Raw genomic sequence first — 22,397 nt, forward strand, 5'->3', positions numbered from 1 at the left:
TGCAGGGGCAACCATGAGCAGCACGAAAAAATCGCATACCAAGACCAGGGCAGCGCCCCATGAGACAGCCGAGCCCGCCCCGGTTTTCCGCTCCCGCGACGAGCGCATCGCTGCAGGCCGGGCACTGCGCGACAAGGTGCCGCGCAGCAGCCATGCCGCCTGGACGCCGCCGGCCAGGCACCGCAACCCCATCGCCATCCTCGAGAAGTCGAACGAGGATCGTCTGGCCGAGCTGGTGCCGATCCGCTACGGGCGCATGCTGCGCAGCCCCTTCGCCTTCCTGCGCGGTTCGGCGGCGCTGATGGCCCACGATCTCGCCATCACCCCCAGCACCGGCATCCGCGTGCAGGCCTGCGGCGACTGCCACCTGATGAACTTCGGCCTGTTCGCCACGCCGGAACGCAACCTGGTCCTGGATCTCAACGACTTCGACGAAACCCTTCCCGCCCTCTGGGAGTGGGACATCAAGCGGCTGGCCGCCAGTTTCGCGGTCGCCGGACGCGACAACCGGCTGTCCGATGATGAGTCGCGGGACGCTGCCGTGGCCTGCGTGCGCGCCTATCGGGAGAACCTGCGCGAATACTCCAGGATGAGCCCGCTGGAGGTCTGGTACTCGCGCCTCGACGAGGCAACCCTGATCGAGATGGCCCCCGATGAAAAGGTGAGAAAGCTGCGCCAGCAGCTCGCCGACAAGGCCCACGAACGGGTGATCGAGAACGTCTTCCCCAAGCTGGCCGAGCAGGTGGCCGGGCACCCCCGCATCGTCGATCAGCCGCCGATCATCTACCACGTCGCCGATCCCGAGTTCATGGACAAGGTTCACGAGGGCCTGGCGGATTACCGGGCGACGCTGTCCGACGAGCGCCGTGTGCTGCTGGACCGCTATCGTCTGGTGGATGCCGCATTGAAAGTAGTGGGCATCGGCAGCGTCGGCACCCGCTGCTTCATCGCGCTGATGCTCTCCGAAGAAAACCACCCTCTGATTCTCCAGCTCAAGGAAGCCTGTCACTCGGTCCTCGAACCCTACGCCGGGAAAAGCCGCTATGAAAACCAGGGCCAGCGCATCGTCATGGGGCAACGGCTGATGCAGTCCTCCAGCGACATCTTCCTCGGCTGGGCCCGCGGCCGGACCGGGCGCGACTTCTTCGTGCGCCAGCTGCGGGACATGAAGATGTCCATCCCCCTGGAGGGAGTCTCGGCCACGCAACTCGAGCGCTACGCCGGACTCTGCGGCCTGGTGCTGGCCCGGGCCCATGCCAAGTCGGGGGATGCGGCGACCATCAGCGGCTATCTGGGCAAGGGCGATACCTTCGACGAGGCGCTGGGCGACTTTTCCCTCGCCTATGCCGATCAGACCGCGCGGGACCATGCGGTCCTGGTAGAGGCGGTGAACTCCGGACGGCTGCAGGCGCTCATCGAGGAGGAGTAGAACCCGCACGCCAGCTCCACGACTGAGGGCCCATAGGCCCTCAGCGGCCGGCTTCCCGCGTCTTCAAGGCCTCGGTGATCACCGATACGTCGAGGATGTTGCGCACGTCCACCTCCTCGCTGATGACCTCCTCCTCGAGCAGGAAGGTCACCAGATAGCCGAGGCGGCGATGGAACTCCGCGTCCTTGACCAGCGAATACCGGTAACGGGCATTCACCCAGAGGGTCAGGTCGGGTGGCGGGGAATTTTCGTGGATCGCCTCGGCCCACTCCTCCCTGATGCTCATCTCCCGCGCCAGCGCCTTGATGCCGACTTCGGGGCTCTTCTGCATGACCTTGCTGGCCATCAATAGCGCACGCAGAAAGCGCACCGCCGCTTCACGGTTTTCCCGCAGCCATGCGCTGCGGGCCGCGTAGACCGATACCGAGGTGTAGATGCCCATGGCTCCTTCGGTGACGATGAGGCGGCCGTTCGCCTCATGCACCATCTTCTGCATCCAGGGCTCCCAGACCATGGCGGCGTCGATCCTGTTGCCGGCCAGCGCGCTCAACTGCTCCGCAGGGGGCATGTCGAGCAGTTCGACCTGGTCGCGGCGGATGCCCAGCTGGCGCAGAGTCATCATCAGCCCGAAATGCGCCGTCGACCCCCGGAAGAAGCCGATGCGCTTGCCGGCCAGGTCGGCGACCGTTTCGATGCCGCTGCCCCGCCGGGCGACCAGGCCTTCGCCGTAGGCATTCTCCGGATTGATCCCGACCACCACCCAGTCGACGCCCTGGGTCAGTCCGCTGATGAAGGGCACGCTGCCGATGGAAGCCACATCGATGCTCTGCTCCCGGGCGGCGGCAATCATCGGCGGTCCGGCGACGAACTTGACGAAGCTCGGCCGCAGGCCGGCCTGTTCGAACAGGTGCAGATCCCTGGCCACCAGCAGCAGCCAGTCGGTGTTCGCCTGAAAAGCGATGGTGATCGGCAGCAGGCTACGCTCTGCTGACCGGGGACTGGCATGGGCCGATCCCAGACACGGCAGGATCAACAGGGTAAGCAGCAGCACTCGCGTACTCTTGCGGCACATTTACGCTCTCCTTTGAGCCCGTCTCAGCGCGTCGTCGGAATGGTCAGGATGGGCGCGGCCTCATGGCTTCTGGTCTCCACGAAGGTGAACAGAAACATGATCGACGAGAACACCTGCTTGGAAGGGATATCCCGGTTGTCGATGTAGAACCAGTAGCCCTGGTACGGAACCGCCACGAAGGCATCGGCCGGCTGCTGCGCAGAGCTGGCAATCCGGATCAGCGGCGGAATGGCGCCGCTGGGTCCGATGTCGCCCTCCGCGGTCGGCCGCACCCGCCGCTCAGCCACATGCGCCTCGGGCACCGAAATGAACGAGGCGATGTCGACGAGGATCTCGTAGATCGAGCGGGTCAGCAGGGCGATTTCCCGGTCGCTGCCGGCCACGGTTCCATAGCTGACCTGATACTCCCGCGCCTCGGGGTCCAGGCCGAGGATGGTCGCCACATTGCGCCGGGCGCTTTCCTCGGCGGCGGCGGTCCGCGGGCGGAAGATCATCTGCAGCTGCGCCTCGCCGCCCTCCTGCCGGACGCGCATGCCGATGTCGCCCGAGGACTGCAGGCGCTCGAGGTTCGGCAGCAGGGCGTAGAACTCCGGATTGGCCCGCCGCACGAACAGGCGGCCGACGCGACGGTTGTCGACGCCGTTCACCGACTGGACCGAAGTGCGGAACACCTCCTCCACGGGGTTGCCGGCCTGGATGATGTTGAGGATCACCGAAGGCGGTATCGGCGTCATCAGCGAACGGGCGAAGCGTTCGCCGGTCATCGGCGCATAGGTGACGGTGGGGCTGTCGTTGAAGGTGGCCCCGGCCGACAGGCCCACTGAGCTGTTGATGACCGGAGCGCCGTCGGTCTGATTGACGGCTGCGACGGCGCCGAGGCTGCGCGGGAACGAGTAGCCGGCGACGATCTGCCCGACGTCGAGGAACACCGGCGCATCGCCATAGCGCAGCTTTACCAGGTTCAGCAGCATCTGACTCTTCCACGAGTCGCCCACCGCGGCCGAGTAGTCCAGGCGGTCACGCTCCACGGTGCCGGGGCCGATGCTCATGCAGCCCGCAAGGGCCACGCAGAGCGCCGCCAACCCCAGCGCCGCGAACGAGAGCCCTTTCATCGCCCCCCCTCGGCTAGCGCGCCAGCCAGAACAGGCCGACCACATACAGCGCCGATACAGTGAGCTGCACCAGAGTGATCGGCAAACCGTAGCGTAAGAACCGCACGAAGGTCACCTTCTCTCCCAGCGCGGAACAGATGCCGACCGCCACGATATTCGACGAGGCACCGATCAGCGTGGCGTTGCCCCCCAGCGTGGCGCCGAACATCAGGGCGATGAACACCGGCAGCGTGGCCGCCGGCCAGTCGGTGAAGCCCGCGCCCAGGGCGATCTCCGGCACCGCCTCGGCGGCCACCAGATAGCCCTTGGTCATCACCAGCGCGGCGACGACCACCGGGACATTGGCAAGCAGGCTCGACATCACCCCGATGCCCGCCAGCAGGGCAAGCGCCACCAGGGTGAACTCCACGCCAAACCAGTCGTGCAGCTTGAGGGCCAGCCCCTGCAGCAGCCCCGTTTGGGTGAACGCCTGCACCAGGCAGAAGATGGCGCCGAGGAACACCAGGGTCTTCCAGTCGATGTCGCGAAGGACCGCTTCGACTGGCTCGACATGCACCTCATAGACAACGAGCAAAGCCAGGCTGGCAGCGATGATCGCCACCGAGGGCGGCACGATGTGCACCGGCAGCTGCTCGCCAAACAGGAACAGCAGCACCATCAGGGCCAGCACGGCCAGCGCCAGCAGCGCGAACCCCCGCCGCTCCAGAGGCACCGCCGGCCGCTCGGCCGGCAAATCGATCCGCGCAGTCCATACCTGCGGCATCAGCCAGGGCAACAGCGGAATGACCACCAGTACCGCCAGCAGGCCGGCCAGACTGACCGTCTGCAGATATTGGACGAAGCTCATGCCGATCGAGCTGCCGACCAGGAAGGTCGCCGGATCGCCCACCAGGGTGAGCATGCCGGCAGCGTTGCTGACGATCGCCGTGATGACCATGGGCCCGACGATATCCACCTTGAGCGCACGGGCCACGCGGATGATCACCGGGGCGAGCAGGATCACCGTGGTGGCGTTGGGCAGGAAGGCGCACACCGGGGCGACCAGCAGCACCAGCAGGATCAGGAAGCGCCTGCCGCTGCCACCTGTCGCGTGCAGATAGATGTCGCCGATGCGCTCGAACAGCCCGGTACTGGCCAGCACGCGCGCCACCACCATGCCGCCGAACAGCAGCGAGATCGGCCCCCCCGCCGTACGCAGGGCAGCCACCAGATCGTTGTCGGTCAGGATGCCAGCCGCCAGCAGCACACCCACCCCCAGCAGCGCGGCGACCGCCATGTCGATCACATCGAAGGCGATCGCCAGGATCACCGCCGAGAACACGCCAAGGGTCAGGTAGATCTGCAGGTCGGTCATGCGATCCTCGCTCAGTCGATCGGCGGGGCGTACAGCAGCCCGCCGTCGCGCCACAGGCGGTTGAGTCCCCGCTCGATGTGCAGCCCACTGGCGGCGCCGAGATTGCGCTCGTACAGCTCGCCATAGTTGCCGACCGCCTTCACCGCGCGGAGCGCCCAGTCCTCGCGGGCGCCCAGCGCCTGCGCCAGCCGGCGGTCCTCGCTGCTCAGCAGGCGCCCGGTGGACCCACCCAGCTCACGCACGCGCGCATCGACATTGGCCTGGGTCACGCCGTACTCCTCGGCCAGCACCAGCACGTGCAGCACCCAGCGCACCAGGCTGACCCACTGCAGATCCTCCCCCGCCACCACCGGCGCGAGCGGCTCCTTGGAGATGCGCTCCGGCAGGATCAAGAAGGCCTGCGGGCCACCCGGCGCGCCCAGGCGCATGGCGGCCAGTTGCGCCGAATCCGCGGTCAGCGCCTGGCAGCGGCCGGCCAGGAAGGCCTGTGTCGCGGCGGGCAGCGAATCGCTGACCAGCGGCTGCCAGTTCAGGCCATTGAGCCGGGCGTGGTCGGCCAGATTGCCTTCGTGGGTGGTGCCCTTGACCACGCAGACGGTCGCCTGCGCGAGATCGGCCAGCCCAGAGAGGCCGCTGGCGCCGGGCACCATGAATGCCTGGCCGTCGTAGAACAGCACCGCCGGGAACTGCACCTGCAGGAAGGCCTCGCGGGTCAGCGTCCAGGTGGTGTTGCGCACCAGCAGATCGATCTTGCGCGCCTGCAGGGCGGGGAAACGGGTCGAGGCCCGCAGCGGCACGAAGGCCACCTTCTCGGCATCGCCCAGCAGCGCCGCCGCCACCGCGCGGCAGAAGTCGGCGTCGAGGCCGCGCCAGCGCCCGCCGGCGTCCGCCTCGGAAAAGCCGGGAATGCCTTCGCTCACCCCGCAGCGCAGCTCGCCGCGCGCCTTGATGCTGTCCATGACCTGCCCGGCGTGCGCCGGCGCGCCCAGCACCGCAGCCAACAGCAGGGGCAGGAAAGGCCAGCGCATAGCTTCAGTCCTCGCTCACGGCCGGCTATCGGACGGCGACCAGCCGCCGCCCAGCGCCCGATACAGGCTGACCGCCGCGCTCAGTTGCTGCTGGCGGGTCTGCGACTCCAGCAGCTCGGCCTGGAACAGGCTGCGCTCGGAGTCCAGCACCTCCAGGTAGCTGACCAGCCCGCCGTCGTAGCGCGCCCGCGACAGGCGCGCCGCGGTGCGCGCCGCAGTGAGCTGGCGCTGGCGGGCGACGTGCTCGTCGCGCGCAGTGCGCAGGCCGGCAAGCGAGTCGTCCACGTCGCGCAGGCCGTTGAGCACCGCCTGCTCGTAGCCCAGCCGCGCCTGCTCGGCGCGCTGACGCTGGGCTTGCTCGACGGCCTTGAGCTGCCCGGCGTTGAAGATCGGCGCGAAGAGGTTGCCGAGCACGTTCCAGCTTTCGCTGTCGCCCTCGACCAGGTCGCTGAGGTCGCGGCTGGCATAGCCGAAGCTGGCGGTCAGCGACAGCGACGGCAGCCGCTGGGCACGAGCCACGCCGATGCGCGCGGTCTCGGCGGCCAGTATCTGCTCGGCGGCGAGGATGTCCGGCCGGCGCTCCAGCAGGTTCAGCGGCAGGCCAGCCGGCACCTCGACCGGCAGGCTCTGCTGCGCCAGTTGCGTACCGCGCTCGATGGCCCGCGGCCGCGAGCCGACCAGCACGCTCAGGGCGTTCTCGGTCTGGCGCACGGCGCGGTCGAAGGCCGCCACCGAGGCCTGGGCGTCGGCGGCCTCGATCTCGGCCTGGTTGACGTCCAGCTCCGGCACCGTGCCCTTCTCGAAACGCGCGCGGATGATCGCCAGGGCGTCCTCGCGCGACTTCAGGGTGCGCGTGGAGATGCGCAGGCGGTCGTCGAGGTCGAGCAGCTGGAAGTAGGTGGTGGCCACCGCGGCGACCAGCGAGATGGTCACGCTGCGCGCGTTCTCCTCGCTGCCCAGCAGGTCGGCCCGCGCCGCCTCGGTGGCGCGGCGCAGCTTGCCCCACAGGTCGATCTCGAAGAAGGCGGCGCCGTTGAGGAAGTAGCTGCTCTCGGTCTCGGCCCCCGGCAGGATGTTGCGGCTCTGCGAGGAGCGCCCGGCGCCGGCCTCGGCGTCGAGGACCGGGAACTGGTTGGCCCGCTCGATGCGCAGCAGCGCCGCCGCCTCCTCGATGCGCGCGACCGCCACGCCGAGGTCGCGGTTGTTGTCCAGCGCCTCGCGGATCAGCGCGTCGAGGCGGTCGTCGGCGAACACGTCCCACCAGTCGAGGTTGGCGAACGAGGCATCGGTGGCGGCCGGCTCCTTCCAGGCGACCGGCATGTCGAGCGGCGGGCGCTGGTAGTCGGGGCCGACCATGCAGCCGCCGACCAGCAGCAGCCCGGACAGCAGCACGGTCGCCGGCAGCGGCCGGCGGACGAATCCCTTCATGGCCTGGCCTCCTCGTTCACGTGCTCGGCCTGCGGCGGCTTCTTCTTCCTGCCGGTCAGGTACTTCTCGACGACCACGAACAGCCCCGGCACCAGCACCACGCCGACCACGGTGGCGGTGAGCATGCCGGCGAACGAGGTCATGCCCATGATCTTGCGCGCCTCGGCGCCGGCGCCGCTGGCGAGGATCAGCGGGATCACGCCGAGGATGAAGGCGAACGAGGTCATCAGGATCGGCCGAAAGCGCAGCCGCGCCGCCGCCAGCGCTGCCTCCACCGGCCCCTTGCCCTTCTCGATCTCGGTACGGGCGAACTCGACGATCAGGATGGCGTTCTTCGCGGCGAGGCCGATCAGCATCACCAGGCCGATCTGGGCGAACACGTTGTTCTCGTAGCTGGCGCTGAAGTGGCGCGCCAGCCACAGGCCGAACATCGCCCCGCAGATCGCGATGGGTGTGCCGAACAGCACGCCGAAGGGCAGCGACCAGCTCTCGTACTGGGCGGCGAGGATCAGGAACACGAACACCAGCGCCATGACGAACACCATGCTGCCGGAGCCCTCCGCCGCCTTCTCCTGGTAGGACATGGCGTTCCAGGCGTAGGACATGTCGCTGGGCAGCACCTCGGCCGCCACCTCCTCCAGCGCCTTCAGCGCCTGCGCCGAGCTGTAGCCCGGCGCCGGACGGCCGGTGACCTCGGCCGCGCGGAACATGTTGAAGCGGTAGGTGAACTCGGGGCCGTTGGTGGACTCGTCGGTGAGCAGGGTGTTCATCGGCACCATCGCGCCGGCGGCGTTGCGCACGTAGAACAGCGAGGCGTCGGCGAGATCCTTGCGGTAGTCGCTCTCCGCCTGCACGTAGACCTTGTACAGCCGGCCGAAGCGGTTGAAGTCGTTGACGTAGGCGCCGCCGAGGAACGATCCGAGGGTCTGGTTGACGTCCGCCGGGGTGACGCCGAGCTTCATGGTCTTCTGGATGTCCACGTCCATGTAGATCTGCGGCACCGTGGCCCGGTAGGTGGTGTACAGCCCGGCGATCTCCGGGCGCTTGCCGGCCGCCTCCATGAACGCCCGGGTCTGCTCGGCCAGGTAGTCGGGGCTGTTGCCGACGCGGTCCTGCAGCATGATCGAGAAGCCGGAGCCGGTGCCGAGGCCGGGAATGGCCGGTGGGCCGAAGGCGATGGCGATGCCCTCGTTGACCGCCGCCAGCTTGCCGTTCAGACGGTGCGCCACGTTGGTGGCCTTGTCCTGCGCTGCCGGTCGTTCGTCCCAGTCCTTGAGCTGGATGAAGAAGAAGGCGTTGTTGGTCGACGAGGCGCCGGACAGGAAGCTGTAGCCGGTGACCGTGGTGTAGGACTCGATGGCCGGCTCGGCGGCGAGGATCGCCTCGACCTTGGCCGCGGCGGCGTGGGTGCGCTCCAGCGAGGCGGCGTCGGGCAGCTGCAGGTTGGCCATCAGGTAGGCCTGGTCCTCCTCGGGCACGAAGCCGCCGGGCACGCTGCGGAACAGCGCCACCAGCAGCACCACCAGCACGCCGAGCACCGCCAGCGCGCGCAGCGGGCGGTGGGTGAAGCGGCTGGTCAGGCCGATGTACCTGTCGGTCGCCGCGTCGAGGATGCGGTTGAAGCCGGCGAAGAAGCGCCCCAGCCAGCCCTTGCTGCCATGGCCGTGCGGCTGCAGCAGGGTGCTCGACAGCGCTGGGCTGAGCGACAGGGCGACGATCGCCGAGATGATGACCGAGATGGCGATGGTGATGGCGAACTGCTGGTAGAGCCGGCCGGTGATGCCCGACATGGCGGCCACCGGCACGAACACCGCGGTGAGCGACAGCGCCGTGGCGATCACCGGGCCGCTGACCTCCTTCATGGTCTGGATGGTCGCCTCGCGGCGCGGCATGCCGCGCTCCATCTTCTCCGACACGCCCTCCACCACCACGATGGCGTCGTCCACCACGATGCCGATGGCCAGCACCAGGCCGAGCAGCGAGAAGGTGTTGATCGAGAAGCCGAGCAGCGGGAACACCGCGAAGGTGCCGACCAGCGCCACCGGCACCGCCAGGGTCGGGATCAGCGTGGCGCGGAAGTTCTGCAGGAAGATGAACACCACCAGGGTGACGATGACCGTGGCCTCGAACAGGGTGCGGACGATCTCCTTGATGCCCGCCGACACCGGCTTGGTGGTGTCCAGGGAAACCACGTACTCGACGTCCTGCGGGAAGCGCTCCTTCATCTGCTCCATCGCCGCGCGGATCTTCTCCGCCACCTCCAGACCGTTGGCGTCGGGCAACTGGTAGACCGCCAGCACCGCCGCCGGCTTGGAGCCGAAGGCGCCGATCTGGTTGTAGGTCTCGGCGCCCAGCTCGATGCGCGCCACGTCGCGCAGCAACACCTGCGAGCCGTCCGGATTGGAGCGCACCACCACCTGGCCGAACTGCTCGGGCGTCTCCAGGCGGCCGCGGGTCTGCACCGCGTAGGCGAACTCGGTGCCCGGCGCGGCAGGCGGGCCGCCGAGCTTGCCGGCCGGGGTCAGCACGTTCTGCTGCTGCACGGCGGTGACGATGTCCGGCACGGTGAGCCCCAGGCGGCTGAGCTGGTCCGGCTTGATCCAGATGCGCATGGCGTAGTCGGCGCCGCCGAAGATGGTGACCTGGCCGACGCCCTGGATGCGGGCAATCTCGTCGAGCACGTTGATCGACATGTAGTTGGTGAGGAAGTCGGCGTTGTAGCTGCCGCCCGGCGAGCGCAGGGTCACCAGCATCAGCGGGAAGGCCAGCGCCTTCTTGACCTTCACCCCGCGGCGCTTGACGTCCTCGGGCAGCTGCGCGGAACCCTCGGACACGCGGTTCTGCACCAGCACGTTGGAGATGTCGAGATCGGCGCCGACCTCGAAGGCCACCGACAGGGTCATCTGACCGTTGCTGGCGTTGGTCGACTTCATGTACAGCATGTTCTCGACGCCGTTGACCTTCTGCTCCAGCGGCGTGGCCACCGACTGCTCGACGTTCACCGCGTTGGCGCCGTCGTAGGTGGTCTCGACCTTGATCTCCGGCGGGGTGATGTCGGGGTACTGGGCGATGGGCAGGCTGCCCATCGCCACCAGGCCGACGATGACGATGATGATCGAGATCACCATCGCGAAGATGGGCCGGCGAACGAAGAACTCACCCATTCTTGCCACCCTCCGCCACCGGCGGCAGTTCGCTGGCATCGGCCGGGCGCGGCTTGACGGTCATGCCCGGACGCAGGCGCAGCAGCGACGCCACCGCGACCCGCTCGCCCGGCTGCAGGCCGGACTCGATCACCCAGTCGCTGCCCAGGCGCTGGCCCACCTGCACCTGGCGCACCTCCACCGTGTCGTCCGCCTTGATGACGAACACCCGGTGCACCGACTGCAGCTCGCTGACCGCGCGCTGCGGCAGCAGGATGGCGCCCTTGATCTCGTCGGCATCGAAGCGGATGCGCGCGAACATGCCGGGGCGCAGCAGTCCCTGGGGATTGGGGAACTCAGCTTCGATGGTCAGCGCGCCGGTGGTGGGGTCGATGTTGCGGTCGACCTTGGTCGGCACGCCGCGCTGCTCGTACAGGCTGCCGTCGGCGAGGATCAGCGACAGCGGCCGCTGGCCTGCGGTCGCGATGCTGCCATCGGCGGCCTTGCCCTGCTGCTGGTCGGCCAGCCGCCGCGCGGCGTTGAGGTAACCGCGCTCGGTGATCGACACCCGCACGGCGATGGGGTCGGTGCGCGAGATGACGTTGAGCAGGCCGCCGTTGTTGCGCTGGCTGACGAAGTCGCCCACCTCCGCCTCGGACAGGCCGATCAGGCCGCGCTCGGGCGCACGGATCTTCGTGTAGCCCAGTTCGAGCTGGGCCAGCTCGACCTGCGCCCTGGCCGCTTCCACGTAGCTCTTGGCCGCCTCGTAGTTGGCCACCGCGCCATCCAGATCCAGCTGGCTGACCGCGTTGATCTCGGCCAGCGGCCGGATGCGGTCGAGGTCCGCCTTGGTCTTCACCAGGCTGGTGCGCGCCTGCGCCAGCATCGCGTTGGCCTGCGCGACCTTGGCCTGGAACGGCTGCGGGTCGATGCTGTAGAGCAGCGCGCCCTTGTCGACGAAGGTGCCTTCCTTGAAGTGGATGCCGTCGAGGAAGCCGTCGACCCGTGCGCGGATGGTCACGTCGGTGGAGCCGACGGTTTCGCCGATCACGTCAAGGGGGATGTTCACGTCCCTGGCGGCGACGGTGACGACCGGAACCTCCATCACCGCCGCCGGCGGCGGCGCCTTGCTGTCGCAGCCGATCAGGAGCATCGGCAGAAGCGCGATGATCATCCTCGACAGCTGGCGTTGACTGATTTTTTCTGACATGGCGTCGTCCATCAACGGTCGTCACGGGGCGGCTCGATCACGCACGGCCACAGGGCGCTACTCGAACTTCTCGATATCGCGCACGATGCCGTCGATCACGCCCTTGAGCGTGCTCAGGGTCACCTGCTCTTCCTTGTTTTCCAGCTCCTTGCCGTAGCCCTTGCGCACCACCTGCAGCACCGGCTGGCCGGTGCCGGCGTCGATCAGCTCGGCTTCGACGAACAGCTCGGTGGTACGGTCGCGCGCACCGGCCGCCGTCGTCGCGGCGGCGGTAACCAGGGCGATCGGGATCACCTCGTAGGGTTTGAGCCCTTCGGCCTTGGTATCCACGCCGGTGATGGCGGCGCGCAGCACCAGGGTCTGCCCGCGCGGCAGCGAGCCCTGCGGCGTGCTGGCCGGGTCGTGCACCTGGAAGCGCCTGCCGAAGGCAGTCTTGACCTGCTGGGCGGCATACGCCTGCAGGTCAGCCAGCGCCTTGGCGCCGATCTGTTCGGACGGGGTCGGCGCAGGATAGAAACCGATCGACTGCACGATCACGTGCCGGTAGTTGTCCAGCCTGACGCCCGGCGCCATCCAGCGCATGACCGGCTGCCCCGTGGCCGACGTGGCCGGCTGCAGCCGCGAGTAGTCCGCCAGGAACCCGGAATACTGCTCCGGCTTGGTGACTTGCGACGCGCAGCCGCCGAGCAGCAGTGCCGAAAGCACCAGCCCGGTGAGAACGATAGTGGAGCGCTTCATGTGTTTCTCCTGTGCCTTGACGGGTCGGTCGACGAGCGCCCTTCATTCGCATCGAGGCGCCATCGGGATCACTGGAAACCACGGCTGCTAGGGCAATGCATAGACGCGCGAGAGGATCTTGAGCATCTCGCCGGGCGCGCCGAAGTAGCGGGTGTGCAACTGCTCGAGCTCGCCCGTGCGGTACATCTCGCTGAGCACGGTATCCACCAGCAGGCGGAAATCCTCGTCGCTGCGCGCCATGGCCATGGATACCGGGGCGATCTCGAAGATGCGGTCCAGCACCGTCATCCCCGCCGCGCCCTCGGCCTTGCTCAGGCCATGCTGCAGCAGCATGCGCTCGGCGAAGAACGCATCGACCTTGCCCGCGGCCACCATCTGCATGCCCTGCTCGTGGCTGCCGACCGTGACCAGGGTGGCGATCACCCCGAGCTTGCGCATCTTGTCGCGCACCCAGTCCTCGGTGACCCCGCCCTCGATGGTCGCGAAGGTGTGGTTGGCCAGCCCCTGGTTGATGGTGGCCCGCCAGGTCGGCCCGCTGTGCACCGCCTCGCCATTGAGCGCGTTGACCAGCGACGGCGGCGCGTCCTTGCGGACCAGGGCGGAGAGACCGGCGGTGTACACCGGCCGCGAGTAGCTCACCGACTTGCGCCGCTCCAGGGTTTCCGGCGTAGGGCTGCAGAGGATGTCGATCGTTCCCGAAGTGATGGCGGCGATGGCATGCTCGCCACTGACCGCCCGGTAGCGTACCTGCATGTCGCTCAGCCCCAGCCCGGTTTTCACGGCGTCGGCGACCTTCAGGCACAGGTCGATGGCATAGCCGCCGGGCTTGCCGCTCTCCTCGCTGCTGAACGGCGCGAGGTCGGGCAGATAGCCCAGGGTGAGCGCATTGCTGGCACGCACGCGCTCGAGCGTCTGGGCGCCCGCCAGCATCGGCAGCAGCGCGAGCAAGCCGGCGAGCAGCAGACTGACTGATTTGTGTGGCTTCATGTTCATGTCCTGGTCCCTACATTCGGAGGTCATGGCAATCCCGGAGATGGCGCTCAGGCCCTGGTGGCCATGGCCGCCGGACGCTCTTCGACGAAGTTCTTGGCGATGAAGCCGTAGAGCAGGTAACCGATCGCCATCACGATCAGGGCGCCGAACACCGCATCCTTGCCGGAGGCATAGATGGCGTAGTACGAGTACGCCATGGCGATCAGCAGCGCCGCCACGTTGCGGCTGTACACCGCGCCACTGACGTTGGACTTGTGCATGATCACCAGCAGGCCGGTGAGCGCGGTGACGTAGGGAATCAGGTTGGTCACCGCCGCCAGGCTGACCAGCTTGCCGAACTGCTCGCTGGCATTGGGCGAGATGGTCGACAGCGCCATCAGGGTCTGGATCACGCCGCAGACCAGCATGCCGATGATCGGCGCATCGGCGGCGGTGACCCTGGAGAACAGCCTGGGGAACATGCCCTGGTCGGCGGTCATCTTGGCGGTCTGCGCCAGGGTGAACTGCCAGCCGAGCAGCGAGCCGATGCAGGCCATCACCGCCAGCGCCATGATGATGTTGCCGACCAGCGGGTTGAACATCTGCGCGTAGACGTAGGCGAACGGCGCCGAGGAGTTGGCCAGCTCGGCGTTGGGCACGATGCCCTGGATCACCGTGGTCGACAGCACGTAGACCACCGCGGCGCCGAGGGTGCCGAACAGGCAGGCCAGCGGCACGTTGCGCTTGGGATCCTCCACCGCGTCGGAACTCTGCGCCGCCGACTCCATGCCGAGGAAGGCCCACAGGGTCAGCGGGATGCTCTGGGTGATGGCGTCGCTGACCGCGATGCCGTTGGGGTTCCAGGCGGCCGCGAACACCTCCGGCTTGAACCAGAACCAGCCGATCACGCTGAGGCCGGCCACCGGGATGATCACCCCCCACACCGTCACCGTGCCGATCTTGCCGGTGATGCTCGGCCCGCCGAAGTTGGCGAAGGTGGTGATCCACAGCAGGGCGATGGTGCCGATGCACAGCGGGATGGCGCCGCTGCCCAGCCAGGGGATGAACGAGGTCAGGTAGCCCACCGCGGAAATGCCGATCGCCACGTTGCCGATCGCCAGCGACAGGAAGTAGAGGAACGAGCAGAGGAAGAATTCCGACTTGCCGTGCGCCTCCTCGCTGTAGGCCGACATGCCGCCGGAGCGGTTGCAGTAGATGCCGCACTGGGCGAAGCAGTAGGCGATGGCCATGGAGCCGACCGCGGTGATGATCCACGACAGCAGCGACACGGCGCCCAGCTGCGCCATGTTCGCCGGCAGCATGATGATGCCCGAGCCCATCATGTTGACCGCCACCAGGGTGGTGAGGCCGAACAGGCCCATCTTCTTGCTTGAATCAGCCATACGAGACTCCTCGCGCGATGTGCGACGCCGGCCCTGCCCCCGGCGGCCTGCAGCGCGCCGCCGGCCCGGGCCTATCGGTTACCGTTTGACGACGTAGATCATGTAGACCGGCTGCCCCTGGGCGTCGCGGTGGATCTCGACGCCGTGGTTGTCGTGCTCGAAACCGGGAAAATGCCCATCGAACACCTCCATCGCCAGCAGGTAATCGATGACGGCGCGCTTGTCGGCGCCGGCCTTCTCGCCCGGCATCATCAGCGGGATGCCCGGCGGATACGGCACCAGCTGCACGGCAACGGTGCGGTCCTGCATGTCGCGCACCGGGATCTGCTCGACCTCGCCGCGCACCAGCCGGGCGTAGGTGTCGCGCGGCGAGGACACCGGGTCGGGCAGCAGGGTGAAGGCGGCATCCATGTTGTGCAGCATCCGGGTGGCCAGCATGTCCTGGTGCATCGCCTCCGCCAGGTCGCGCAGGCCCATGCCGGCGTAGCGTTCCGGGTAGCTGCCCGGCAGCTCGGGCAGCACCTGCTCCAGCGGCGAGTTGGCGTCGTAGTGGCGCTTGAACTCCATCAGCCCGGCGACCAAGGAACCCCACTTGCCGCGGGTCACGCCGACGCTGAACAGCAGCAGGAACGAGTAAGGCTCGGTCTTCTCCACCACGATGCCGCGACTGGACAGGAAGCGCGACACCAGCGGCGCCGGAATGCCGCTGCCCTGCATCTGCCCTTCCAGGCTCATCCCCGGGGTCAGCACGGTGACCTTGATCGGGTCGAGCATGCAGTAGTCGGCGCCGAGGTCGCCGAAGCCGTGCCAGCTGGCGCCGGGCCTGAGCACCCAGGCATCGCCGTGATGCAGGCGTTGCGGGTCGATGTCGCCGAAAGGCACGCCATCCACCACATCGGGCTGCCAGACGCCGAACCACCAGTCATGCGCATCGCGCATGCGCATGTCGTTGCCCAGGCGCACCATGGCCTGGCGGAAGGCGATGGCCTCGCCGATCGACTCCTCGGTGAGATACTCGCCGGCATCGTCCATCATCTTCGCGGAAACATCGGTGGAGGCGATGATGCTGTACTGCGGCGAGGTCGAGGTGTGCATCATGAACGCCTCGTTGAACAGCGCCGGCTCGACCGGCACCTTGCCCGAGCGGATGTGGATCATCGACGCCTGCGACAGCGCGGCGAGCAGCTTGTGGGTGGAGTGGGTCACGGTCACCGTGGCGTCGTCGGCGTGGCGCTCGCCGCGGTGCATGCCGTAGCGCCCCTCGTACAGCGCGTTGAAGCGCGCGTAGGCGTACCAGGCCTCGTCGTAGTGGATGCGGTCGACGCTCCTGCTCAGCTCGCCGGTGGTGGTCCGCACGTTGTAGCAGAGGCCGTCGTAGGTGGAGTTGGTCAGCACCGCCAGCACCGGGCGGGCCTGCTTGTCGCGCGCCAGCGGGCTCTCGGCGATCTTCTTCGCCACCGCCTCGGGGGTCAGTTCGCCCTGCGGCACCGGGCCGATCAGGCCGCGTGCGTTGCGCCGCGGGCGCAGGTACAGCGGCACCGCACCGGACTGGTTGAGCGCGTAGTTCAGCGACTTGTGGCAGTTGCGGTCGACCAGCACCAGGTCGCCGTCGGTGACCGCCGAGTGCAGGATGATCTGGTTGCTGGCCGAGCTGCCGCCGACCGAGAAGAAGGTGTAGTCGGCGCCGAACACCCGCGCGGCGTAGCGTTCGGCCGCGGCCACCGGCCCGGAGTGGTCGTTGAGCGAGCCCAGCTCGCCGACCGACACGCTGAGGTCGGAGCGCAGCATCTGCTCGCCGTAGAAGTCGAGGAAACTGCGCCCCACCGCGGTCTTCATGAAGGCGGTGCCGCCGGTATGGCCCGGGGTGTGCCAGGAGTATTCGTGGGTGTCGGCGAAGTTGACCAGCGCGCCGAAGAACGGCGGCAGGATGGTATCCAGGTAGCGGTGCGCGGCGGCGGCGATGCGCCCGGCGATGAACTCGGGGCTGTCTTCCGGCAGCCAGATGAAGCCGTCGATGTTCTCGACGAACGCCAGCGGCACCTGGCCATGATGCGCCTTGCTCATGCCCAGCATGATCGGCAACTGCGCGGTGCGCCGACGCATCAGGCGGATCACCTGCTGCGCCTTGTCCAGATCCTGCTCGCACGGCCCCCAGCCGAGGATCACGCAGGAAAACCCGGGATCGGCGCGGAATGCCGTCTCCACGTCGTCGAGGGCGCCGACCAGCTGCACGCGCAGGCCGTAGCCCTCCAGCGCCAGGGCGACCGCCCGGGCGCTCTGGGCGACGTAGCTGTCCTCGTGCCCCTGGATCTGCGCGGCGACCAGCACCGGATAGCGCTGCGCCAGGGCCGGCGGCAACGGGGTTGGCGAGAGACTCATCGAGCGGCTCCTCTGGGACGCTTGGCCGCGGGACGGATCGCGGCAGGAATGTCGTTATCCGGAAGCGCGGCGCGAGCGCCGGAACAGCGGCAATCGGCAGACTGCAGCACCGGCAAGCGAGGCCTTGACGCTCCAGGTCGCCGGCTACCGCAGAGCGGCTCCCGGCGACCCGCTGCAGGTCGTCGGAAATCCACTCAAGCCAAGCATGGACAAGCATAGAAGAGACTCGGCCGCCAACAACCCGACGCACGCCTTCGCTGCAGCGATGCCGCCGCCCTCGCCAGCTGTGGGCGGGCACCGCCGTGCCGCACGCCCCCTTCCCTCCGGTCGCAGTGTCTATGCTGGGCTTACCGATGCCATGCCCCGCGAGGAGTCCAGCGATGCTGCCCAGCTTCCCTTCCGACAAGGCCCTGTCGCGCGGCCTGCTCGATGTCCTGATCCGTGCCGGGCTGATCGCCGTGCTGGTGATGTTCTGCTTCCAGATCTTTCACCCCTTCCTCAACCTGATGCTCTGGTCGCTGATCATGGCGATCACCCTCTATCCGCTGCATCGCCGGCTCAAGGGCAGGCTGGGCAACAGCGACGGCCGCACCGCGACGCTGATCGTGGTGGTCGCCATCGCCATCCTCATGGTGCCGATCTACCTGCTGGGCTCATCGCTGGCCGACTCGGTGGAAAATGCCCTGACCATGGTCAGGAGCGGCAACGTGCATATCCGCCCCCCTGCCGAGTCGGTCGCCGGCTGGCCGCTGGTGGGCAAGCCGCTGTATGCCTTCTGGCTGCAGGCTTCCACCGATCTGTCCGGCGTGGCGCAGAAGTTCACCCCGCAGATCAAGGAGCTGGTGCTCGCCCTGCTCGGCAAGCTCGCCGGCCTCGGCATGGGCCTGCTGGTGTTCATCGTCGCCCTGGTCATCGCAGGCATCTTCATGGCCTACAGCGAGAGCGGCAGCCGCAGCGCGGTGGAGATCGCCACACGGCTTTCCGGCCCGGAAAAGGGGCCGAAGATCACCGAACTGTGCACCGCCACCATCCGCGCGGTGGCCCAGGGCGTGGTCGGCATCGCCTTCATCCAGATGCTGCTGGTCGGCGTCGCCTTCGTGGTCAAGGGCATTCCCGGCGCCGGCCTGCTGGCCCTGGCGGTGCTGCTGCTCGGCATCATGCAACTGCCGGCGACCCTGATCACCATCCCGGTGATCGCCTTCGTCTTCACCACCGAAGGCGCCAGCACCACGACCATCGTCTTCGCCATTTACGTGTTCATCGCCGGCCTGGCCGACAACGTGCTCAAGCCGCTGATGCTCGGCCGGGGCGTCGATGTGCCGATGCCGGTGGTGCTGATCGGCGCCCTGGGCGGCATGGTCACCAATGGCGTCATCGGCCTGTTCATCGGTCCGGTGGTCCTGGCAGTCGGCTACCAGCTGTTCTGGCAGTGGGTCAGGGACCAGCCCGGCACCGACAAGCAGTCCTGAGCCCATGGCCCGCGCTCGCTGGCTGCTGCTCGGCGCACTGGGGCTGGGCGGCTGCATGCGCGTGGGGCCGGACTTCCAGCCGCCCGGCGAGGCCTGGCTCGGGCAGTGGCGCAGCCCGGCCATCGAGCAGGCCAGCCAGCAGCGGCCGGAGGCCGACATCCGCGAGTGGTGGCGGGTGTTCGACGATCCGCTGCTCGACCGCCTGATCGCCGAGGCCGATGCCCACAACGCCGGCCTGCGGATCGCCGGCCTGCGGGTGATGGAGGCGCGCGCCCAGCTGGGCATCGCCCGGAGCGGCCGCTACCCGCAGCTGCAGCAGGCCAGCGCCGACAGCATCTACCTCGACCGCAACCAGTCCGGCGGCCGCAATCCGCAGGACAGCCGCTTCTGGCAGCACAGCCTGGGCCTGGACATCGGCTGGGAGCTGGACTTCTGGGGGCGCTTCAGCCGCGCCATCGAGTCGGCCGACGCCGCCTACTTCGCCGCCGAGGCCAACTACGAGGACGTGCTGGTGCTGCTGCGCGCCCAGGTCGCGGAAACCTACTTCGCCCTGCGCACCACCGAGGCGCGCCTGCGCGTCGCCCGCCGCAACGCCGAGCAGCAGAAGCGCAGCTTCGAGATCACCGAGCGCCTGTTCGTCAGCGGCGAGAGCGACGAGCTGGACCTGCAACAGGCCAAGACCCAGTACCTGGGCACCCTGAGCAGCATCCCCGAGTTCGAGGACCAGGTGGCGCGCACCCGCAACGCCCTGGCCGTGCTGCTCGGCCGCCCGCCCGGGCCGCTGCCGGAGCTGGCCGAACGGGAAGGCCTGATCCCGCTGCTCGACCGCGCCGTGCTGCAGGACGTGCCGGCCGACCTGCTGCGCCGCCGCCCGGACATCCGCGCCGCCGAGCTCAACGTCGCCGCCCAGTCGGCGCTGATCGGCGTGGCCAGGAGCGATCTGTACCCCTCGCTGAGCCTGCTGGGCAGCATCGTCTGGTCGACCAGCTCGCTGGATGGCGCACCCGACACCCTCGATATGGTCGGCGGCCCCAGCCTACGCTGGAACATCCTCGACTACGGGCGCATCAGCAACAACGTGCGCGTGCAGGACGCCCGCCTGCAGCAGCTGATCGAGGTCTACCGCGACAGCGTGCGCCAGGCCGCACGCGAAGCCGACGATGCCGCCCGCGGCCTGAGCAAGGCGCTGGAGCGCGAACGCATCCTGCGCGAGGCGGCGGTCTCCGCCGAGCGCTCGCTGACCCTGGCCAGCGCCCAGTACCGCGAAGGCTACGCCGACTTCCAGCGCGTGCTGGATGCCCAGCGGGCCCTGCTGGTCCAGCAGGACGGCTACCTGGTCACCCGCAACAGCGCGGTGAGCAGCCTGATCGCCCTGTACAAGGCCCTCGGCGGCGGCTGGCACAGCGCCCGCCCGCGGATCGACGAGGCCAGCCGCATGCAGATGCAGCGCCGCACCGACTGGGGCGATCTGCTGGACGAACCGCCGCCACCCGACGAGGAGCGCGAAGATGAGTGACGAGACGCCGCCCGCCCCTGCGGCCCCGCCTGCCCCGCCGCCCGCCGACCCGGTCTCCCGCGGCGTCAAGGGCGTGCTCGGGGTGATCCTGCTCAGCCTGCTCTGGTACCTGCTGGCCGACCGCTTCACCCCCTACACGCAACAGGCGCGGGTGCAGGCCTTCGTGGTGCCGGTGGCCGCCGAGGTGGCCGGCCGGGTGACCCGGGTGCGGGTGCGCGACAACCAGATGGTCGAGGCCGGCGAGGTGCTGTTCGAGGTGGACCCCGGGCAGTACCAGATCGCCGTCGAGCGGGCGCGCGCCGACCTCGAGTCGACCCGCCGGCAGATCGCCGCCAGCACCGCCGGCATCGACTCGGCGCTGGCCTCGCTGCGCGCCGCCGAGGCCAACCAGCTCAAGTCGCAGCAGGACCGGGACCGCCTCGAACGGCTGTACCGCGAGGATCCCGGCACCATCTCCCTGCGCCGCCTCGAGGTGTCGCGGGCCACCCACGTGCAGGCCATCAGCCAGGTCGCCGCCGCCCGCGCCGAGGTGCAGCGGGCGCGCGAGCAGCAGGGCGGCAGCGACGAGCAGAACGCCCTGCTGCGCAGCGCCGCCGCCGCCGTGGAGAAGGCCGAGCTGGATCTCGCCAATACCCGGGTACGCGCGCTCTCGGCCGGCATGATCACCGACCTGCGCACCGATGTCGGCCAGTTCGCCGTGGCGGGCAATCCGGTGATGACCCTGATCACCATCCAGGACGTGTGGATCAATGCGGAAATGACCGAGAACAACCTCGGCCGGATCGTGCCGGACACCCCCGTGGCCATAGTGCTGGACGTGCTGCCCGGCGAGGTGTTCGCCGGCAGGGTGCGCAGCGTCGGTTTCGGCGTCAGCGTCGGCCAGAGCACCGCGCCCGGCACCCTGCCCAAGGTGGAGAACAGCCGCGACTGGCTGCGTCCGGCGCAGCGCTTCCCCGTGATCGTCGAGTTCGCCCCGGGCGAGGTGGCCAGGCTGGCCGGCCTGCGCGGCATCCGCGTCGGCGGCCAGGCCGACGTGATGGCGTTCCCGACGCAGGGCAACCCGCTCAACCCGCTCGGCCGCCTGTTCCTCTACCTGATGAGCTGGCTGTCCTATGGCTACTGAGCGCGGGCCCCGCGCCCAGCGCGCGCTGCGCCTGGCCAGCGGCACCGCGCTGTGCCTGGCGGCGAGCTACGCCCTGGGGCTGCCGCTGCCGTTCGTTGCCCCGCTGTTCGCCCTGTTCCTGTTCGCCCGGCTCGACCGCCCGCTGTCGCCCAAGGCCGGGCTGGGCCTGACGCTGGTGGTGATCCTGACCACCGGCAGCGGCCTGCTGCTGATCCCCCTGCTGCGCCATGCCCCGTTCAGCGGCGTGCTGCTGGTCGGCCTGTGCCTGTTCCTGGCCTTCCGCCATGGCCTGGGCGGCGGCAACGCCCTGCTCACCACCTTCCTCACCGTCGGCCTGACCATGATCTCGGCCGCCGGCACCACCGACTTCGGCCTGGCGCTGCTGGTCATCGCCGCCCTGGCGCAGGGCCTGCTGCTCGCCGTGCTGGTGCTGCCCGTCGGCCACTGGCTGTTTCCCGAGCCGGCCGGCGCCCGGCCGCCGCCGACCGAGCCGCGCCTGCCCGCCGTGGAGGCCAACTGGGTGGCGCTGCGCGCCGCCCTGGTGGTGCTGCCGGCCTGGCTGCTGGCGCTGATCGACCCGGCCGGCTACATGGCGATCATCCTCAAGGCGGTCGGTCTCGGCCAGCAGAGCTGCAGCGCCACGGCGCGCGACGCGGCGCGCGAGCTGATCGGCTCGACCCTGCTCGGCGGCCTCATGGCCGTGCTGTTCTGGTGGGCGCTCGGCCTGTTCGTGCACCTGTGGATGTTCTTCCTGTGGATGCTGCTGTTCGGCCTGCTGGTGGCGCGCCGGCTCTACGGCCTCGCGCCGACCCGGCTGAGCCCCGGCTTCTGGCTGAACGGCCTGGTGACCATGCTCATCCTGCTCGGCCTGTCGGTCGAGGACAGCGCCAACGGCAAGGACGTCTACGGCGCCTTCGCCCTGCGCATGGGCCTGTTCGTCGCCATCAGCCTGTACGCCTGGCTGATGGTCTACCTGCTCGACCGCTACCGCCAGGGCCGCCTGCGCCAGCCCGGCTGCTGA

General features: G+C 68.8%; 16 protein-coding genes. 5 read left to right on the plus strand and 11 right to left on the minus strand.

The genetic code is table 11. The annotated features are described in order from the left end of the window. Window positions 1–13: 13 nt before the first annotated feature. Entirely contained in the window at window positions 14–1,429 is a 1,416-nt protein-coding gene (locus E5198_RS03385; RefSeq protein ID WP_136488609.1) for a DUF2252 domain-containing protein, read from the plus strand. A gap of 40 nt (window positions 1,430–1,469) precedes the next feature. Here the strand turns inward: E5198_RS03385 and E5198_RS03390 are convergent, their stop codons facing one another. From E5198_RS03390 to E5198_RS03440, 11 genes are all read right to left on the minus strand, one after another. Next, window positions 1,470–2,480 carry an ABC transporter substrate-binding protein gene (locus E5198_RS03390; RefSeq protein WP_168772466.1) on the minus strand — a complete coding sequence of 337 codons (1,011 nt, stop codon included), beginning with the start codon at window positions 2,478–2,480 and terminating at the stop codon, window positions 1,470–1,472. Between the two features lie 44 nt (window positions 2,481–2,524). Further along, on the minus strand, window positions 2,525–3,613 hold the full coding sequence (locus E5198_RS03395) for a hypothetical protein (RefSeq protein WP_136488611.1): 1,089 nt from the start codon (window positions 3,611–3,613) through the stop codon (window positions 2,525–2,527). Between the two features lie 13 nt (window positions 3,614–3,626). Further along, the gene (locus tag E5198_RS03400; protein WP_136488612.1) at window positions 3,627–4,967 is read right to left on the minus strand and encodes an SLC13 family permease; all 1,341 of its coding nucleotides are present in this window, start codon (window positions 4,965–4,967) and stop codon (window positions 3,627–3,629) included. Between the two features lie 11 nt (window positions 4,968–4,978). Further along, window positions 4,979–5,995, minus strand: coding sequence for an amino acid ABC transporter substrate-binding protein (locus E5198_RS03405; RefSeq protein ID WP_136488613.1), 1,017 nt, complete (start codon window positions 5,993–5,995; stop codon window positions 4,979–4,981). A gap of 15 nt (window positions 5,996–6,010) precedes the next feature. Beyond that, complete coding sequence (locus E5198_RS03410; protein ID WP_136488614.1) at window positions 6,011–7,423, minus strand: efflux transporter outer membrane subunit; 1,413 nt, start codon at window positions 7,421–7,423, stop codon at window positions 6,011–6,013. Then, a complete protein-coding gene (locus E5198_RS03415) occupies window positions 7,420–10,587 on the minus strand; it encodes an efflux RND transporter permease subunit (protein WP_136488615.1) in 3,168 nt (1,055 codons plus the stop codon). Before E5198_RS03415 ends, E5198_RS03410 begins: the two co-directional genes overlap by 4 nt. After that, on the minus strand, window positions 10,580–11,740 hold the full coding sequence (locus E5198_RS03420; protein ID WP_168772467.1) for an efflux RND transporter periplasmic adaptor subunit: 1,161 nt from the start codon (window positions 11,738–11,740) through the stop codon (window positions 10,580–10,582). The genes E5198_RS03415 and E5198_RS03420 overlap by 8 nt, the downstream gene beginning before the upstream one ends. 93 nt (window positions 11,741–11,833) lie before the next feature. Further along, window positions 11,834–12,514, minus strand: a complete 681-nt coding sequence (locus E5198_RS03425) for a DUF3313 domain-containing protein (protein WP_136488617.1) — start codon at window positions 12,512–12,514, stop codon at window positions 11,834–11,836. Window positions 12,515–12,601: 87 nt separating this feature from the next. Then, entirely contained in the window at window positions 12,602–13,507 is a 906-nt protein-coding gene (locus E5198_RS03430) for an amino acid ABC transporter substrate-binding protein (protein ID WP_136488618.1), read from the minus strand. 47 nt (window positions 13,508–13,554) lie between these two features. Continuing rightward, the gene (potE, locus tag E5198_RS03435; RefSeq protein WP_136488619.1) at window positions 13,555–14,889 is read right to left on the minus strand and encodes a putrescine-ornithine antiporter; all 1,335 of its coding nucleotides are present in this window, start codon (window positions 14,887–14,889) and stop codon (window positions 13,555–13,557) included. A gap of 78 nt (window positions 14,890–14,967) precedes the next feature. Then, window positions 14,968–17,268, minus strand: coding sequence for an Orn/Lys/Arg decarboxylase N-terminal domain-containing protein (locus E5198_RS03440; protein WP_136488620.1), 2,301 nt, complete (start codon window positions 17,266–17,268; stop codon window positions 14,968–14,970). A gap of 380 nt (window positions 17,269–17,648) precedes the next feature. On the opposite strand from E5198_RS03440, the gene E5198_RS03445 reads away from it, so the two are divergent. The 4 genes from E5198_RS03445 to E5198_RS03460 are packed head-to-tail and all read left to right on the plus strand — an operon-like array spanning window position 17,649 to window position 22,397. After that, window positions 17,649–18,737 (plus strand): AI-2E family transporter, encoded by a 1,089-nt coding sequence (locus E5198_RS03445; RefSeq protein ID WP_136488621.1) that lies wholly within the window; start codon window positions 17,649–17,651, stop codon window positions 18,735–18,737. 4 nt (window positions 18,738–18,741) lie between these two features. Next, complete coding sequence (locus E5198_RS03450; protein WP_136488622.1) at window positions 18,742–20,253, plus strand: efflux transporter outer membrane subunit; 1,512 nt, start codon at window positions 18,742–18,744, stop codon at window positions 20,251–20,253. Beyond that, window positions 20,246–21,376, plus strand: coding sequence for an HlyD family secretion protein (locus tag E5198_RS03455; RefSeq protein ID WP_136488623.1), 1,131 nt, complete (start codon window positions 20,246–20,248; stop codon window positions 21,374–21,376). The genes E5198_RS03450 and E5198_RS03455 overlap by 8 nt, the downstream gene beginning before the upstream one ends. After that, the gene (locus E5198_RS03460; protein ID WP_136488624.1) at window positions 21,366–22,397 is read left to right on the plus strand and encodes a DUF2955 domain-containing protein; all 1,032 of its coding nucleotides are present in this window, start codon (window positions 21,366–21,368) and stop codon (window positions 22,395–22,397) included. The genes E5198_RS03455 and E5198_RS03460 overlap by 11 nt, the downstream gene beginning before the upstream one ends.

This window comes from Pseudomonas sp. A-1 (genome assembly GCF_004801855.1).
In the GTDB taxonomy this organism is placed as follows: Bacteria; Pseudomonadota; Gammaproteobacteria; order Pseudomonadales; family Pseudomonadaceae; genus Geopseudomonas.